Origin of the sequence: Methylophilus sp. (assembly GCF_052173275.1) — a bacterium.
GTDB lineage: Bacteria > Pseudomonadota > Gammaproteobacteria > Burkholderiales > Methylophilaceae > Methylophilus.
On the sequence record NZ_JBQMUL010000002.1, the window covers coordinates 1,724,513 to 1,739,981 of the forward strand.

Consider the following 15,469-nt stretch of genomic DNA (forward strand, 5'->3'; position numbering starts at 1 on the left):
CTTCAGCTTCCTTGCTATAGTCTCACCTCTCGACGCAACACAAGTTTTACCAGTCGAATCGGACGCGGGATGGAGCAGTCTGGCAGCTCGTCGGGCTCATAACCCGAAGGTCACAGGTTCAAATCCTGTTCCCGCAACCAAGCAAATAAATTCGTTTTAATTGAAATAAATTTCCTGCTTGACCGAAGTAAAAAGCGCTGTATAATGCGCACCTCGTTACGAAGCAACGTAAGCGATGAAGGCCCTGGTGGCCCTGTTCTTTAAAAATTAGGATGACTGATAAGTGTGGGTGTTTGTAGTTGAGTGAAGCGCATTTAATGCGTAGAAACTCAGAAAATACAAATGCTTTACACTTAGATTTATGACAAGTATGTACAGTGTTTTTGACACACATACCTTGAAATGAATTTGAGAAATTAAGCGAAACGAATACCGCCTCGAAAGAGGTATAAAGTAATAGTTAGGAATAAACTGAAGAGTTTGATCCTGGCTCAGATTGAACGCTGGCGGAATGCTTTACACATGCAAGTCGAACGATGAACCTTAGCTTGCTAGGGGGATTAGTGGCGAACGGGTGAGTAATATATCGGAACGTGCCTTGTAATGGGGGATAACTAGTCGAAAGATTAGCTAATACCGCATACGCCCTGAGGGGGAAAGTAGGGGATCTTCGGACCTTACGTTATAAGAGCGGCCGATATCTGATTAGCTAGTTGGTGGGGTAATGGCCTACCAAGGCTTCGATCAGTAGCTGGTCTGAGAGGACGACCAGCCACACTGGAACTGAGACACGGTCCAGACTCCTACGGGAGGCAGCAGTGGGGAATTTTGGACAATGGGCGAAAGCCTGATCCAGCCATTCCGCGTGAGTGAAGAAGGCCTTCGGGTTGTAAAGCTCTTTCGCAAGGGAAGAAAACTTACATTCTAATAAAGTGTGAGGCTGACGGTACCTTGATAAGAAGCACCGGCTAACTACGTGCCAGCAGCCGCGGTAATACGTAGGGTGCGAGCGTTAATCGGAATTACTGGGCGTAAAGCGTGCGCAGGCGGTTTGGCAAGTCAGATGTGAAATCCCCGAGCTCAACTTGGGAACTGCGTTTGAAACTGCCAGACTAGAATATGTCAGAGGGGGGTAGAATTCCACGTGTAGCAGTGAAATGCGTAGAGATGTGGAGGAATACCAATGGCGAAGGCAGCCCCCTGGGATAATATTGACGCTCATGCACGAAAGCGTGGGGAGCAAACAGGATTAGATACCCTGGTAGTCCACGCCCTAAACGATGTCTACTAGTTGTTGGTGGAGTAAAATCCATGAGTAACGCAGCTAACGCGTGAAGTAGACCGCCTGGGGAGTACGGTCGCAAGATTAAAACTCAAAGGAATTGACGGGGGCCCGCACAAGCGGTGGATTATGTGGATTAATTCGATGCAACGCGAAAAACCTTACCTGGCCTTGACATGCCACTAACGAAGCAGAGATGCATTAGGTGCCCGTAAGGGAAAGTGGACACAGGTGCTGCATGGCTGTCGTCAGCTCGTGTCGTGAGATGTTGGGTTAAGTCCCGCAACGAGCGCAACCCTTGCCATTAATTGCCATCATTTAGTTGGGCACTTTAATGGGACTGCCGGTGACAAACCGGAGGAAGGTGGGGATGACGTCAAGTCCTCATGGCCCTTATGGCCAGGGCTTCACACGTAATACAATGGTCGGTACAGAGAGTTGCCAACCCGCGAGGGGGAGCTAATCTCAGAAAGCCGATCGTAGTCCGGATTGTTCTCTGCAACTCGAGAGCATGAAGTCGGAATCGCTAGTAATCGCGGATCAGCATGTCGCGGTGAATACGTTCCCGGGCCTTGTACACACCGCCCGTCACACCATGGGAGTGGGTTTTACCAGAAGTAGGTAGTCTAACCGCAAGGGGGACGCTTACCACGGTAGTATTCATGACTGGGGTGAAGTCGTAACAAGGTAGCCGTATCGGAAGGTGCGGCTGGATCACCTCCTTTCTAGAGAAGATCACTCGGCTTCAAGCATTCACTCTTATCAGTCATCTAAAATTAAGCAGCAACAAAGATTTAGGCAAACCGCCTTAGGGTCTGTAGCTCAGCTGGTTAGAGCACCGTCTTGATAAGGCGGGGGTCGTTGGTTCGAGCCCAACCAGACCCACCACTCTATATTGGGGGATTAGCTCAGCTGGGAGAGCACCTGCTTTGCAAGCAGGGGGTCAACGGTTCGATCCCGTTATCCTCCACCACCTTCATGATGGTTTAGGTTAATGGATCTTTGTTGTAGATTAGAGATTAGAAGCAAGCGTTACTTGCGTAGTGCTTGCTTCTAGTTTTTTAACTGGACTGCTCTTTAACAAAATGGAAGAAGTAAAGGAATATAGGTTGTGTGATGACAACTTATATTCAATGGGCGATATTGTTTTTTAACCGGAAACAATATCGATTGATTGCAAAATCATAAATATATTAAACGCAAGTTGAGAGGCTTAGGTTGTTGAGTAATCAATGATTTAAGCAAATCTAACGAGGTTTGATAGTGCTTTAGAATTACCTGTAACGCGTGTCTCATGCACGACGAAATCTAGATTTAAAAAGGGTTTAGGTTTTAACGTTATAGGGTCAAGTGAATAAGTGCATATGGTGGATGCCTTGGCGATTACAGGCGATGAAGGACGTGATAGCCTGCGAAAAGCTTCGGGGAGCTGGCAAATAAGCTTTGATCCGGAGATGTCCGAATGGGGAAACCCACCCGCAAGGGTAACCGCTCCTGAATATATAGGGAGATGGTGGCGAACCGAGTGAACTGAAACATCTAAGTAGCTCGAGGAAAAGAAATCAACCGAGATTCCGTAAGTAGTGGCGAGCGAACATGGAATAGCCTGTTATTTTTAGCAGATGCGATAGTAGAACGGAATGGAAAGTCCGACCGTAGTGGGTGATAGTCCCGTATACGAAATCCCGTCTGTGGAACTAGGGTAACGAAAAGTAGGGCGGGGCACGAGAAACCTTGTCTGAACATGGGGGGACCATCCTCCAAGGCTAAATACTCGTAATCGACCGATAGTGAACAAGTACCGTGAGGGAAAGGCGAAAAGAACCCCGGGAGGGGAGTGAAATAGATCCTGAAACCGTATGCATACAAACAGTGGGAGCGGACTTGTTCCGTGACTGCGTACCTTTTGTATAATGGGTCAGCGACTTACATTCAGTGGCAAGCTTAACCGATAGGGGAGGCGTAGAGAAATCGAGTCCGAATAGGGCGTTTTAGTCGCTGGGTGTAGACCCGAAACCAAGTGATCTATCCATGGCCAGGATGAAGGTGCCGTAACAGGTACTGGAGGTCCGAACCCACAAATGTTGAAAAATTTGGGGATGAGCTGTGGATAGGGGTGAAAGGCTAAACAAACTTGGAGATAGCTGGTTCTCTCCGAAAACTATTTAGGTAGTGCCTCGTATATCATTCTCGGGGGTAGAGCACTGTTATGGCTAGGGGGTTCATAAGAACTTACCAAACCATTGCAAACTCCGAATACTGAGAAATGCAATTACGGGAGACAGACCATGGGTGCTAACGTCCGTGGTCAAGAGGGAAACAACCCAGACCGACAGCTAAGGTCCCAAATGACGTGCTAAGTGGAAAACGAAGTGGGAAGGCATAGACAGCCAGGATGTTGGCTTAGAAGCAGCCATCATTTAAAGAAAGCGTAATAGCTCACTGGTCGAGTCGTCCTGCGCGGAAGATGTAACGGGGCTAAGCACGTAACCGAAGCTTCGGATGCCATCATTTATGATGTGCATGGTAGGAGAGCGTTCTGTAGGCCTGCGAAGGTGTCCTGTGAGGGGCGCTGGAGGTATCAGAAGTGCGAATGCTGACATGAGTAGCGATAAAGGGAGTGAAAAGCTCCCTCGCCGAAAGCCCAAGGTTTCCTGCGCAACGTTCATCGGCGCAGGGTGAGTCGGCCCCTAAGGTGAGGCAGAGATGCGTAGCTGATGGGAAACAGGTTAATATTCCTGTACCTCTATACAATGCGATGTGGGGACGGAGAAGGTTAGGTCAGCCGGGTGTTGGATGTCCCGGTTCAAGCGTGTAGGTTGGTTCTTTAGGCAAATCCGGAGAGCTAAGACTGAGACGTGATAACGAGTCTGCTTGCAGACGAAGTGATTGATACCATGCTTCCAAGAAAAGCCACTAAGCTTCAGTTGTATAAGACCGTACCGCAAACCGACACAGGTGGGCAGGATGAGAATTCTAAGGCGCTTGAGAGAACCCGGGAGAAGGAACTCGGCAAATTAGCACCGTAACTTCGGGAGAAGGTGCGCCCCGGTAACGTGTATAGACTTGCTCTAGAAGCGTGATGGGGTTGCAGTGAAAAGGTGGCTGCGACTGTTTAATAAAAACACAGCACTCTGCAAACACGAAAGTGGACGTATAGGGTGTGACGCCTGCCCGGTGCTGGAAGATTAAATGATGGGGTGCAAGCTCTTGATTGAAGTCCCAGTAAACGGCGGCCGTAACTATAACGGTCCTAAGGTAGCGAAATTCCTTGTCGGGTAAGTTCCGACCCGCACGAATGGCGTAACGATGGCCACACTGTCTCCTCTCGGGACTCAGCGAAGTTGAAATGTTTGTGAAGATGCAATCTCCCCGCGGCTAGACGGAAAGACCCCATGAACCTTTACTGCAGCTTTACATTGGACTTTGACAAGATTTGTGTAGGATAGGTGGGAGACTATGAAGCGGTGTCGCTAGATATCGTGGAGTCAACCTTGAAATACCACCCTGATGTTGTTGAGGTTCTAACCTAGGTCCGTAATCCGGACTGGGGACCGTGTATGGTAGGCAGTTTGACTGGGGCGGTCTCCTCCCAAAGAGTAACGGAGGAGTGCGAAGGTAACCTAGGTACGGTCGGAAATCGTACTGATAGTGCAATGGCAAAAGGTTGCTTGACTGCGAGACGGACAGGTCGAGCAGGTGCGAAAGCAGGTCATAGTGATCCGGTGGTTCTGTATGGAAGGGCCATCGCTCAACGGATAAAAGGTACTCTGGGGATAACAGGCTGATTCCTCCCAAGAGTTCATATCGACGGGGGAGTTTGGCACCTCGATGTCGGCTCATCACATCCTGGGGCTGTAGCCGGTCCCAAGGGTATGGCTGTTCGCCATTTAAAGTGGTACGTGAGCTGGGTTTAAAACGTCGTGAGACAGTTTGGTCCCTATCTGCCGTGGGCGCTGCAAGTTTGAGGGGACCTGCTCCTAGTACGAGAGGACCGGAGTGGACGCACCTCTGGTGGACCAGTTATCATGCCAATGGTATAGCTGGGTAGCTAAGTGCGGAAGAGATAAACGCTGAAAGCATCTAAGCGTGAAACTCGCCTCGAGATGAGACTTGCCTCTGGCTTTAAGCCAGCTAAAGAGTCGTTCAAGACCAGGACGTTGATAGGTCAGGTGTGGAAGTGCAGTAATGCATTAAGCTAACTGATACTAATTGCTCGTGAGGCTTGATCCTATAACCTTAAAACTTAGAATCCCTAACCGGAATCTAACAGATGAAAATCTGTAAGGTGTAGTTCAAAGCAATATGATTTGGCAATCATCTAGAAATACTGAAACAACACGTTGTTTCAACATCTAAATCCCATTGAAAACAAGCGTAAAACGCTTGCATCCTTTACTTCTTCCAATTTGTTAAAGCAGGCTGATGCCAAAGTAACACCAGGCTCAGCACCATGCATAACATTACCAGTTATGTTTGGGGACAATAGCGGTTTGGAACCACCCCTTCCCATCTCGAACAGGGCCGTGAAACGAACTTGCGCCAATGATAGTGTACTCTTCGTATGCGAAAGTAGGTCATCCCCAAGCTCCTTATAAGAAAACCCCGCTAGCAATAGCGGGGTTTTTGCTTTTACGCTGTCACAGCGCATCAGCGACCTGGCTGACGCCCACTCACCACAAAACACGCATAAAAAAACCCGGTGCACGCACCGGGCTATCAAAGTCTATTAGGATAAAACATTTAATAGACTGCCATGAAATCTGTCTTGCTGAATTGCTTGCTACCTTGTGATTCACGCCGCTGAGGCAGTATTGGTCTGCGTGTACGGCTGTTGTTTGAGTCTTCTCCCTCGTTTGCAAGCATCATAAGAAATCTCACGCCAACTGTCATTGGCCCATTGGGGCTAATGAGACGGAAAGAGACATCATGTGACATGTTAGAATATTGAAATGGCTAGATATCATGTCTTAATACCTAGTGCCGGGCATGGCGCACGCATGCAGTCAGAAACGCCCAAGCAATATTTGATGCTGAACGGGAAACCAATCCTGCAGCATGCTATCGATATATTTGAAGCAACGCAGCAAATCAATAGCATCGTGATCGTCGTCGCCGAGAACGATGCATTCTGGCAACCTTCACTGTTGTCGCATTGTAAAAAGACCCGGGTCATGCACTGTGGTGGAGAAACACGCGCTGCCAGCGTACTAAACGGGTTGCAATCCATGTCGGATATCGTCGCTGCTGATGACTGGATATTGGTACACGATGCCGCAAGGCCGGGGATTGATCCGACCATGATTGCGCGGTTGATTGATGCGATCTCAGCAAATGAGATCGGCGGGCTGCTTGCGTTACCCCTGGCTGATACATTAAAACGTGCAGATGCACATGGGGCGATAGACGAGACGATCCCGCGGCAACGATTGTGGCAGGCGCAAACGCCGCAGATGTTTCGCCACGCTGAGTTGCAGCAGGCATTGAGCATGCATTTGCAGCGTCAACCCACCGATGAGGCACAAGCCATGGAGTGGATGGGACATAAACCCAAACTGGTGCTGGGAGATTTAAAAAATATGAAAGTCACTTATCCGCATGACTTAACAGTCGTGGCAGCGCTGATGTTGGCTGCACCTGATTAAACCTTTAGTAAACATTGAGTAAGCTGAAAATATATGACGCCTTTTAGAATCGGCCATGGTTTTGATGTGCACGCGCTGGTCAGCGGCCGCGATTGCATCATCGGTGGCGTACACATTCCTCATCCACTGGGCTTGGACGGCCATTCCGATGCAGACGTATTGCTGCATGCCATTTGCGATGCGCTGCTAGGTGCAGCCGCCCTGGGTGATATCGGCAAGCATTTTCCGCCCACCGATATGCGCTACAAGGGCATAGATTCACGTGAGTTACTACGCCATGTAGTTCAGTTGCTGCGCGATAAAGGTTTTAACATTGGCAATGTCGATGCTACCGTGATCTGTGAAGCGCCGCGACTAGGGCCACATATCCTCAGCATACGCGAGAACATCGCCAGCGACTGTCAGGTCGCCCTTGATTTGATTAATGTGAAAGCCACCACCACTGAAAAACTGGGTTTTACCGGCCGTGGTGAAGGCATCGCCGCCGAAGCTATTGCCCTGATCTATACACAAGTTTAACCATGTCATTGTTTTCCAAGTTTGAGGGTTTAGTCTCTCCATTTCCGCGCGAGATTATTCAAAACCTGCCTACGCGCTTCTGGCCATTTATGTGGGCCTGTTCGTATGGCATGCGCAAATACATCCTATGCATGACCATACTAACAGCCTGTATCGGCTCTTTTGAGGCTTTGCTGTTTGCATTGATGGGTAAAGTGGTGGATAAACTGACTGCCATTGCTCCCCAGCAGTTGTGGACTACCCATCAGGAAACATTGACCTGGGTGATCGCCATCCTCATCGGTAGCACCCTGATCATTACGCTGCAAACACTGATGAAACATCAGACGCTGGCGGGTAATTTCCCCATGCGCTTACGCTGGCAGTTTCATCAGCATATGCTGAACCAAAGCATGGTGTTTTACCAGGATGAGTTTGCTGGCCGCGTCTCGGCCAAGGTCATGCAAACGGCACTCGCAGTTAGGGAAGTGTGGTTCATCCTGGCCGACATCATGGTCTACGTACTGCTCTATTTCACCACCATCGTCACCGTGGTGGGGAGTTTCCACCCGTGGATGGTACTGCCATTTCTCGGTTGGCTGCTTTTGTATGGCTGTGCACTGCTTTACTTTATCCCAAGGTTAGCCAAGGTATCGCAACAGCAGGCAGATGCACGTGCATTAATGACCGGACGCATCACGGATGCTTATACCAACATCTCTACCGTCAAGCTGTTTTCACATGCAGGCCGCGAGGCGGATTACGCCCAATCTGCCATGCAGGAGTTCCTGGATAGCGTGCATGGCCAAATGCGCATGGTCAGCGGAGTAGAGACCATCAACCACTTCCTGAATATGTGCCTGATCATCGCCAGCGGCGGCCTGGTGCTTTGGCTTTGGTCGCAAAGCCTGGTCGCTGCCGGTGCAGTGGCAGCCGTGATGGCCATGAGTTTGCGCCTCAATGGTATTTCGCATTGGGTGATGTGGGAACTGACTTCGCTTTACGAACAAATCGGTACCGTCCAGGATGGTATCAATACTCTGTCGGTTGCTAACCAAGTCGTTGATGCGCCAGAAGCAAAAGCGCTCACGGTACCTAGTGGGGAAGTGAAGTTTGAGCAGGTGTATTTTGCCTATGAAAAACAGGCGCATTTGCTGGAAAACTTTAACCTGACTATCCAGCCCGGCGAACGGGTAGGCCTGGTCGGCAGGTCAGGTGCCGGTAAATCCACCATCGTGAATTTATTGATGCGCTTTTTTGATATCCAGTCCGGCCATATCAAGGTAGACGGCCAGTCTATTGATGCGGTTAAACAGAATTCTTTACGGCAGCAGATCGGCATGGTGACGCAGGACACTTCTTTACTGCATCGCTCAGTGCGCGAGAATATCCTCTACGGCCGTCCGGACGCGACAGAAGAAGACATGATCGCCGCCGCCAGGCGGGCTGAAGCGCATGACTTTATCCAGACGCTGCGCGATGCCAAAGGTCGCACCGGTTACGATGCCCATGTGGGTGAACGAGGCGTGAAACTCTCCGGTGGTCAACGCCAGCGGATCGCCATTGCCCGCGTCATGCTTAAAAATGCGCCTATCCTGGTGCTGGATGAAGCGACCAGTGCGCTGGATTCTGAAGTTGAGCAGGCTATTCAGCATCATCTTTCACAGTTGATGGAAGGCAAAACCGTGATTGCGATCGCGCACCGGCTCTCGACCATTGCGGCAATGGATAAACTGGTGGTGCTGGATAAAGGCCGTATCGTTGAGACCGGCACCCATCATCAGCTACTGCAGCTGAATGGTATTTACGCCAAACTATGGGCACACCAGAGTGGCGGTTTTCTTGGTGAATAGCTACCCTGTAAGCCTTTTATTCCTGCCACCTGGCTAGGCCACTTCTAAAGCCATCCACCTGCGACATCACTGACCGTCAAAGCTGTTAATACAGATTTACAATTTTGACGGTCTGTCACATTGCTGCCACTTTTCTGCAATCTGAACTGCTTAATATTGTCATCAATTTTTCATGGAGCAATATTGGATGACGCAGCGTTCGGTCAGAGGCAGTGCCGGTTTTACTTTACTAGAGCTCTTAGTGGTCATGGTGATTATCGGCTTACTGGCAGGCTATGTTGGTCCCAAGTATTTCCAGCAGATCGGCAAGTCTGAGGTCAAGACAGCCAAGGCACAAATCGCCGCGCTTGAGCAGACGTTGGACCAGTTCCGTCTTGATCTCGGCCATTATCCGACTACCGAGCAGGGCCTGAATGCGCTGATGGCTAACACCGAAAATGATACCCGCTGGAGTGGCCCATACCTGAAGAAGGGGGTGCCGAATGACCCGTGGGGTAAGCCTTACCAGTATCGTTTCCCAGGCCAGCATGGCGAGTATGATTTATTCAGCCTGGGTAAAGACGGCCAGGTTGGCGGCACGGATGAGTCGCAGGACATTACCAGCTGGTAATTGGCATGCGCTACCAGGCAAAAGTATTGAATGGCTCACTGCTGACGATGGTCGAGTTGCAGGCCGACGACGAGCAGGATGCCTATGCGCAGCTGAAGTCTAAAGGCTTGCTGCCAGTCTCGCTGCAAGTGGATAAATCCGGCAAGGCACGTTTAAAAAAGGAAGCCTTCCCGCTTGCCTTGTTCAGCCAGGAGTTATTGGCCTTATTGCAGTCTGGCCTCAATCTGGTCGAGGCGATTGAAGCGCTTTCCTTACGCCAAGATCATACCCGCAGCGTTTTACAAGGCATCTTGCAATCGCTGCAGCAAGGCAAGTCGTTCTCTGCTGCGCTGGAGCGTCAGCCGGAAGTATTTCCGCCGCTGTATTTTGCCACCGTCAAAGCGGCTGAGCGTACCGGCGATCTGGGCAATGCCTTGTCGCGCTACATCGCTTACGACAATCAGGTCTCACTATTAAAGAAAAAAATCGTCAGTGCTTCGATTTACCCGTTGCTGCTTATTATCGTCGGCGGCCTGGTGATTGCGTTTCTGATGGGTTTCGTGGTGCCTAAATTCAGCAGTGTGTATGAAGGGACCGGTGCTGACTTGCCGTGGATGTCGCAAATGATGTTGCAGTGGGGCACGCTGATTTCACAACATGGCGAAACCATGCTGGCGATTCTGGTAGGCATGATCATCGGCCTGGTCGTACTATTTAAAACACCAGCCATGCGCCAGGCCATGATGCGGGCGATCTGGCGTATTCCGGCGGTAGGTGCAAAGTTACAACTCTATCAGCTGGCACGTTTTTACCGTACCTTGGGCATGTTGCTGGCGGGCGGTACACCCATCATGACTGCGATTGATTCACTGGGTGGCCTGCTGGATAGCAGCATGGCACTCAGCCTGCAACAGGCGCAAACCATGATCAGCCAGGGGCAGCCGTTATCGCATGCTTTCAAGACTGCGGGCATGACCACACCGATTGGTGAACGCATGCTGCTGGTCGGCGAACGCGGTGGCAACGTGGCGCAAATGATGGATAGCATCGCCGGTTTTTATGACGAAGAACTGGCGCGCTGGATAGACTGGTTTACCAAACTATTCGAGCCCTTGCTGATGTTGTTTATTGGTCTGGTGATTGGTGTCGTTGTGCTCCTGTTGTATATGCCTATCTTTGAACTGGCAGGGCAGATCCAATGAATCAGCCTTTACCCACCACAATACAGGCGGATGTTTTCGCGCAGGCACAAACGCTGGCGCAACAGCAACAACGTCGCGTCATCGAAGTGCTGGAAGAATTACTGTCATTAGATAGCGAAGCACTGGTCAATCAACTGGGGCAGTTGCTGCATTACCCGGTAGCCAGTATGCGTGAAATGCGCGAGTGGCAGGTCGCGTTTGATGTCATCAGTTATAACCAGGCGCAACAAAAAGAATGCCTGGCTTTTTATGATGAAAACCAGGCGTTGATACTGGTGTTTGCTGACCCGTTTGATCGCCAGCTACCGTTATGGGCACAGCATGCGGTGCCGCAATCTTATGCATGGCGGCTGGCACACCGGCTGGATATCAGTGCCTATCTTGCGGGTGAAGAAGAAACCATGCGCGCCATGGATGGCATGGGCTTGCATGAAGAGCAGGCACCAGAGGGTGAAGAAGAAGTGGTGATGCAGCTTTCGCTGAAATCCATCCACGAAGATGCCAACCCCATCATCAAGCTGATCAACTCCACTTTATATGATGCCCTGAAAACCGGCGCCAGCGATATCCACCTGGAGTCGCATCCCGGCGGCCTAGCCGTGAAGTACCGCATTGACGGCGTGATGGCCAGCATTGCCAATAGCCCGGGCCTAGATAGCGCAGAGCAAGCGATTTCGCGTATCAAGGTGATGGCGCAACTGGATATCGCCGAGCGCCGCATCCCGCAGGATGGTCGCTTTAAAGTACATGCCATGAACCGGCTGATCGATTTCCGCGTTTCTATCATGCCGAGTGCGTTTGGCGAAGACGCCGTCCTCAGGGTGCTGGACCGTAAAGCCTTGACCGAACAGGCGCAGGGCCTGAGCCTGAAAGCGTTAGGTTTTGATGACGATGTGATCGCCAGATTCAGGAAACTGGCCAGTGAGCCGTATGGCATGGTACTGGTGACCGGCCCGACCGGTAGCGGTAAAACCACTTCTTTGTATGCGGCGATCTCCGAAGTGAATACTGGCTTTGACAAGATCGTCACCATTGAAGACCCGGTGGAATATCAATTGCCAGGCGTGCTGCAGATCCCCGTCAATGAAAAGAAAGGCCTGACATTCGCGCGCGGGCTGAGGTCTATTCTGCGTCATGATCCTGACAAGATCATGGTCGGTGAGATCCGCGATGCGGAAACCGCACAGATCGCGGTGCAGGCCGCGTTGACCGGCCACCTGGTGTTTTCCACCGTGCATGCGAATAGCGTGCTCGATGTGATAGGCCGCTTTATGCACATGGGCGTAGACCCCTATCACTTTGTGTCTGCCGTGAATGGCATTATTGCGCAGCGCCTGGTACGTAGCTTGTGCCCGCAATGTGCCGAACCATTTATTCCGGATGCCGAGTTGCTGGAAGCCTCAGGACTGACGCCGGAACAGGCGGAAGGCATGACTTTTAAACATGCCAAAGGCTGCGGACATTGCCGTGGCACCGGCTATAAAGGCCGTAAAGCGGTGGCAGAAGTGCTGGTGCTCAATGATGAGCTGCGCGAAATGATCATTGCGCGTGAGCCTATCCGCCAGTTAAAAGAAGCCGCTGCCAAAAATGGCATGCGCACCATACGTGAAGCGGCAGTCAGCGCTGCTGGCGCGGGCATGACCAGTTTGCAGGAGATCAACCGTGTCACGTTTATTGCCTGATATGCTCAGACAGATACGGTGGTGCGGCCTGACGCGCATGCTGGTGACGGCTGATAGCGTGCTGGCCGAGCACTGGCCAGCCGGGGTTCAGTCCCGCAAAGTCGTTGCCCATGCGAGTTTGGAAAGCACGCAGTCTGTGGCCTTGCAGACAGCCATGACTAAAGTGATGGCTCAACTGCCCGCCACTGACTGGCAGCGTATCGAAATTTACCTGGCAGACCAGCATGTGCACCTGATGTTACTGCCTGCTATTCAACAATCCGCCCAGGCGAAGGCGTTATCCGGCACTGAGCTGCAAGCGTATGCACGCGCCACGCTGCTCAATACTTATGGTGAAGCCGCTGTGCAATGGCCCTTGCGCATGCAGGATGTGCTGCAAAACCATGCTTCCTTACTCGCTACTACACCCGTCCTGCAAAATATGGCCGCAAAAAACTTGCTGGCACCACGCAAGTATCTACAGTTGTCAGTGCAGCCTTATGCGTGCGCGCTATGGGCACAAACACGCCTGCCAGCGGATGGCACGGTAGTGACTGCCGAACCGCATATGCTACGCTTATTGCAGTTGCAGCAAGCCAAAATCACCCATGTCGCCAGCCTAGTGACGGCGTTGAATGATGTGGAGAGCATGGCTGCATGGTTGTTGCGTGAGCGTACTCTATTGGGCGTGCAGGATTCTGCTTGTTATTGGTTGAGCGAGCCCGCATGTGAGCCTGTGGCTGCGGCGGGGCGCAGGCTGTCACAACACCTGGCAGGCCGTTTGACATGCAAAAACCTGTATTCCGCTGAAGCGATGACTTCGCTGTGGCAAGAGGTGGCACATGTGGCCTAACCCAAACTACCATTTTGAGTTTTCACAGGCACCGTTTGCCTGGCAGAAGGTGCGCTGGCCAGGGCTATTGCTGCTCGTGGTTTGCATTGTGCTGGTATTGACTGCCTGGCAAACAGATGACGATGCCAATGCGCAATTACTGGCAATGGCGCAGCGCAAAGCACAACTGGTGCAGGCGAATGACGCAGCCAGCCAGTTACAAAAAATAGTTGTAACGCCAGTGGCGCCGGCGAGAAACCCGGAAGAAGCCAAGCAGCATGCGCATGCGGCGGCACAAAAGAAGGCGGCTGTCGCCCTCACCCAGGCGCAAGAGAAAGAAGCAGAAACGATTACGCAACAACTGAATATCCGCTGGTTCGATTTACTGCAGGCGCTGGAAGCCAGGCAGATCAGAGACATCGCCTTGCTGCAATTGTTACCTGATGCCACACGCGGACAATTCACCTTATCCGGTGAAGCCAAGGATTACAACACCTTGCTGAAATACGTGGGCCATTTGCAGGAAGCAACGGTGCTCACACAAGTGCACCTGCAAAAACACCAGGTCATTGAAACGCATCCACAACGCCCGGTCAGCTTTGAAATCCAGGGAGGCTGGCAGCCATGAACCGATTACCTTCCATGACCGGGCTGATCTGGTTTGCCAGACGCAGCGCCTGGTACCTGGGCTGGATGCCCATGATGGCCTGCAGCGTGCTTATTGTCGTCTGGCTATATTTGTTACAGCAACAACCTGAAAAAGCGGCTCAGCTTGCTTCACTTGAACAAGATATCCAGCAACTGAAATTGCGGCCCGCCAGCGTTGTTGAAACCAGGCTGCCTGCTACAAAAAACCTGGCGACAGCAAAAACGCCGGAGCAAGCCAGCGAACCCGTCACCTTGTCTGAATTGTGGCAACAGCTGCCGGCCAGTAGCGAACTCTCACCACGCATGTTGCAAGTTGCGGCACTGGCGCAGAAGCATCATATCCCGCTCAATGTGGGCGATTATCAGTGGCAGGCACACCAGGCCGCTGTTGGCCCGCAGCCTATACAGCAGTTTGATATGCGTTTCACTATCCAGTCTGATTATGTCACTTGCCGCCGTTTTATCAGTGAAGTACTGCGCCGTTACCCGACCATGGCCTTAACGGGGCTGGAATTGCGTAAGAACGAAACCTTGCAGCAGGTGATCGAGACCACGCTGACATTCTCCATGTTTATCCGCGGAGGGCGTGAGCATGCGACCTGAAGCAGCTAGTGCACAAAAATACCGGCAGCCGCTGTTGTGGGGTGCTCTGTTGCTGACATTTGCATTGGTGTATTGGCAATGGTCAGCCGAACAGGAGGCCGCTGATGCGCCGGTAGTGGCAGACAGCACGTTGGCTAAACCTGGCCCTGCAAGTCTGAGTGTAACGGCAGCGGCTACGCCAGCAACAGCTACGGTGACTGAACCACAAGTGGATAGTGCGCAAGATCAAGTGACGCAAGCGGTCGTAGCAGAGGCAGCCACGCCTGTCGTGCTGCCACGCAAGTTACCTGCCAAGGTCAGTCATGCATTGTTTGCCGCGCACGAGTGGTTGCCACCCCCCCCCAGGCCGCAACCGCCACCACCGCCGAAAGCGCCACCGCTACCTTACACCTACGTTGGCAGCATGCAGGATGTGCCCGATGGCACAACGGTGATTTTAATGCAGCAGAAAAAAGTCATTATGCCAAAACTGAAGAGCCAGGTGACCCCGCAATGGCGGCTTGAGCGTGAGGATGAACAATCTGTGTATTTTACCTATCTGCCGCTTAATCAGGCGGTGGTGTTGAGCAAAGCCAAAACCGCAGCAGCAGGGCAACGTCAGTCTGCGGCGGATGCTGAAGACAATATTCCTTTAGAACAATAATTCATGAGTCACT

At 51.6% G+C, this 15,469-nt stretch carries 10 protein-coding genes, 3 tRNA genes and 3 rRNA genes; all 16 read left to right on the forward strand.

Translation table 11 applies throughout. From position 1 onward, the window contains the following. The first annotated feature begins 63 nt into the window (after positions 1 to 63). The 16 genes from ACTS9Y_RS09770 (at position 64) to ACTS9Y_RS09845 (ending at position 15,456) form a co-directional block, all read left to right on the forward strand. Positions 64 to 140: transfer RNA gene (locus tag ACTS9Y_RS09770), tRNA-Met, on the forward strand. Positions 141 to 468: 328 nt separating this feature from the next. Continuing rightward, positions 469 to 2,007, forward strand: a 16S ribosomal RNA gene (locus ACTS9Y_RS09775). Positions 2,008 to 2,093: 86 nt separating this feature from the next. Then, positions 2,094 to 2,170 (forward strand) — tRNA-Ile (locus tag ACTS9Y_RS09780). A 9-nt stretch (positions 2,171 to 2,179) separates the two neighbouring features. Next, positions 2,180 to 2,255, forward strand: a tRNA-Ala gene (locus ACTS9Y_RS09785). 371 nt (positions 2,256 to 2,626) lie between these two features. Beyond that, positions 2,627 to 5,515, forward strand: a 23S ribosomal RNA gene (locus tag ACTS9Y_RS09790). Positions 5,516 to 5,757: 242 nt separating this feature from the next. After that, a 5S ribosomal RNA gene (gene rrf / locus ACTS9Y_RS09795) occupies positions 5,758 to 5,871 on the forward strand. The 16S, 23S and 5S rRNA genes sit together here with 3 tRNA genes alongside, the layout of an rRNA operon. 363 nt (positions 5,872 to 6,234) lie before the next feature. After that, positions 6,235 to 6,927: a 2-C-methyl-D-erythritol 4-phosphate cytidylyltransferase gene (gene ispD, locus ACTS9Y_RS09800; RefSeq protein ID WP_442585743.1), complete on the forward strand. Its 693-nt coding sequence runs from the start codon at positions 6,235 to 6,237 to the stop codon at positions 6,925 to 6,927. 33 nt (positions 6,928 to 6,960) lie between these two features. Then, the gene (gene ispF / locus ACTS9Y_RS09805) at positions 6,961 to 7,446 is read left to right on the forward strand and encodes a 2-C-methyl-D-erythritol 2,4-cyclodiphosphate synthase (RefSeq protein WP_442585744.1); all 486 of its coding nucleotides are present in this window, start codon (positions 6,961 to 6,963) and stop codon (positions 7,444 to 7,446) included. A gap of 2 nt (positions 7,447 to 7,448) precedes the next feature. Then, entirely contained in the window at positions 7,449 to 9,278 is a 1,830-nt protein-coding gene (locus tag ACTS9Y_RS09810) for an ABC transporter ATP-binding protein (RefSeq protein WP_442585745.1), read from the forward strand. Positions 9,279 to 9,465: 187 nt separating this feature from the next. Further along, a complete protein-coding gene (gene gspG / locus ACTS9Y_RS09815; protein WP_442585746.1) occupies positions 9,466 to 9,888 on the forward strand; it encodes a type II secretion system major pseudopilin GspG in 423 nt (140 codons plus the stop codon). A 5-nt stretch (positions 9,889 to 9,893) separates the two neighbouring features. After that, positions 9,894 to 11,069, forward strand: a complete 1,176-nt coding sequence (locus ACTS9Y_RS09820) for a type II secretion system F family protein (RefSeq protein ID WP_442585747.1) — start codon at positions 9,894 to 9,896, stop codon at positions 11,067 to 11,069. Further along, a complete protein-coding gene (locus ACTS9Y_RS09825) occupies positions 11,066 to 12,751 on the forward strand; it encodes a GspE/PulE family protein (RefSeq protein ID WP_442585748.1) in 1,686 nt (561 codons plus the stop codon). The genes ACTS9Y_RS09820 and ACTS9Y_RS09825 overlap by 4 nt, the downstream gene beginning before the upstream one ends. Continuing rightward, complete coding sequence (locus ACTS9Y_RS09830) at positions 12,732 to 13,583, forward strand: hypothetical protein (RefSeq protein WP_442585749.1); 852 nt, start codon at positions 12,732 to 12,734, stop codon at positions 13,581 to 13,583. Before ACTS9Y_RS09825 ends, ACTS9Y_RS09830 begins: the two co-directional genes overlap by 20 nt. Further along, positions 13,573 to 14,190 carry a PilN domain-containing protein gene (locus ACTS9Y_RS09835; protein WP_442585750.1) on the forward strand — a complete coding sequence of 206 codons (618 nt, stop codon included), beginning with the start codon at positions 13,573 to 13,575 and terminating at the stop codon, positions 14,188 to 14,190. Before ACTS9Y_RS09830 ends, ACTS9Y_RS09835 begins: the two co-directional genes overlap by 11 nt. Beyond that, entirely contained in the window at positions 14,187 to 14,813 is a 627-nt protein-coding gene (locus ACTS9Y_RS09840; protein WP_442585751.1) for a hypothetical protein, read from the forward strand. Before ACTS9Y_RS09835 ends, ACTS9Y_RS09840 begins: the two co-directional genes overlap by 4 nt. After that, positions 14,803 to 15,456: a hypothetical protein gene (locus tag ACTS9Y_RS09845; protein WP_442585752.1), complete on the forward strand. Its 654-nt coding sequence runs from the start codon at positions 14,803 to 14,805 to the stop codon at positions 15,454 to 15,456. Before ACTS9Y_RS09840 ends, ACTS9Y_RS09845 begins: the two co-directional genes overlap by 11 nt. The last annotated feature ends 13 nt before the right edge of the window (positions 15,457 to 15,469 follow it).

Bases quoted from the DNA above. Each gene is read 5' to 3' on its own strand.
- ispD (WP_442585743.1), top strand. From the start codon at position 6,235: ATGGCTAGATATCATGTCTTAATACCTAGTGCCGGGCATGGCGCACGC.
- ispF (WP_442585744.1), top strand. From the start codon at position 6,961: ATGACGCCTTTTAGAATCGGCCATGGTTTTGATGTGCACGCGCTGGTC.
- ACTS9Y_RS09810 (WP_442585745.1), top strand. From the start codon at position 7,449: ATGTCATTGTTTTCCAAGTTTGAGGGTTTAGTCTCTCCATTTCCGCGC.
- gspG (WP_442585746.1), top strand. From the start codon at position 9,466: ATGACGCAGCGTTCGGTCAGAGGCAGTGCCGGTTTTACTTTACTAGAG.
- ACTS9Y_RS09820 (WP_442585747.1), top strand. From the start codon at position 9,894: ATGCGCTACCAGGCAAAAGTATTGAATGGCTCACTGCTGACGATGGTC.
- ACTS9Y_RS09825 (WP_442585748.1), top strand. From the start codon at position 11,066: ATGAATCAGCCTTTACCCACCACAATACAGGCGGATGTTTTCGCGCAG.
- ACTS9Y_RS09835 (WP_442585750.1), top strand. From the start codon at position 13,573: ATGTGGCCTAACCCAAACTACCATTTTGAGTTTTCACAGGCACCGTTT.
- ACTS9Y_RS09840 (WP_442585751.1), top strand. From the start codon at position 14,187: ATGAACCGATTACCTTCCATGACCGGGCTGATCTGGTTTGCCAGACGC.
- ACTS9Y_RS09845 (WP_442585752.1), top strand. From the start codon at position 14,803: ATGCGACCTGAAGCAGCTAGTGCACAAAAATACCGGCAGCCGCTGTTG.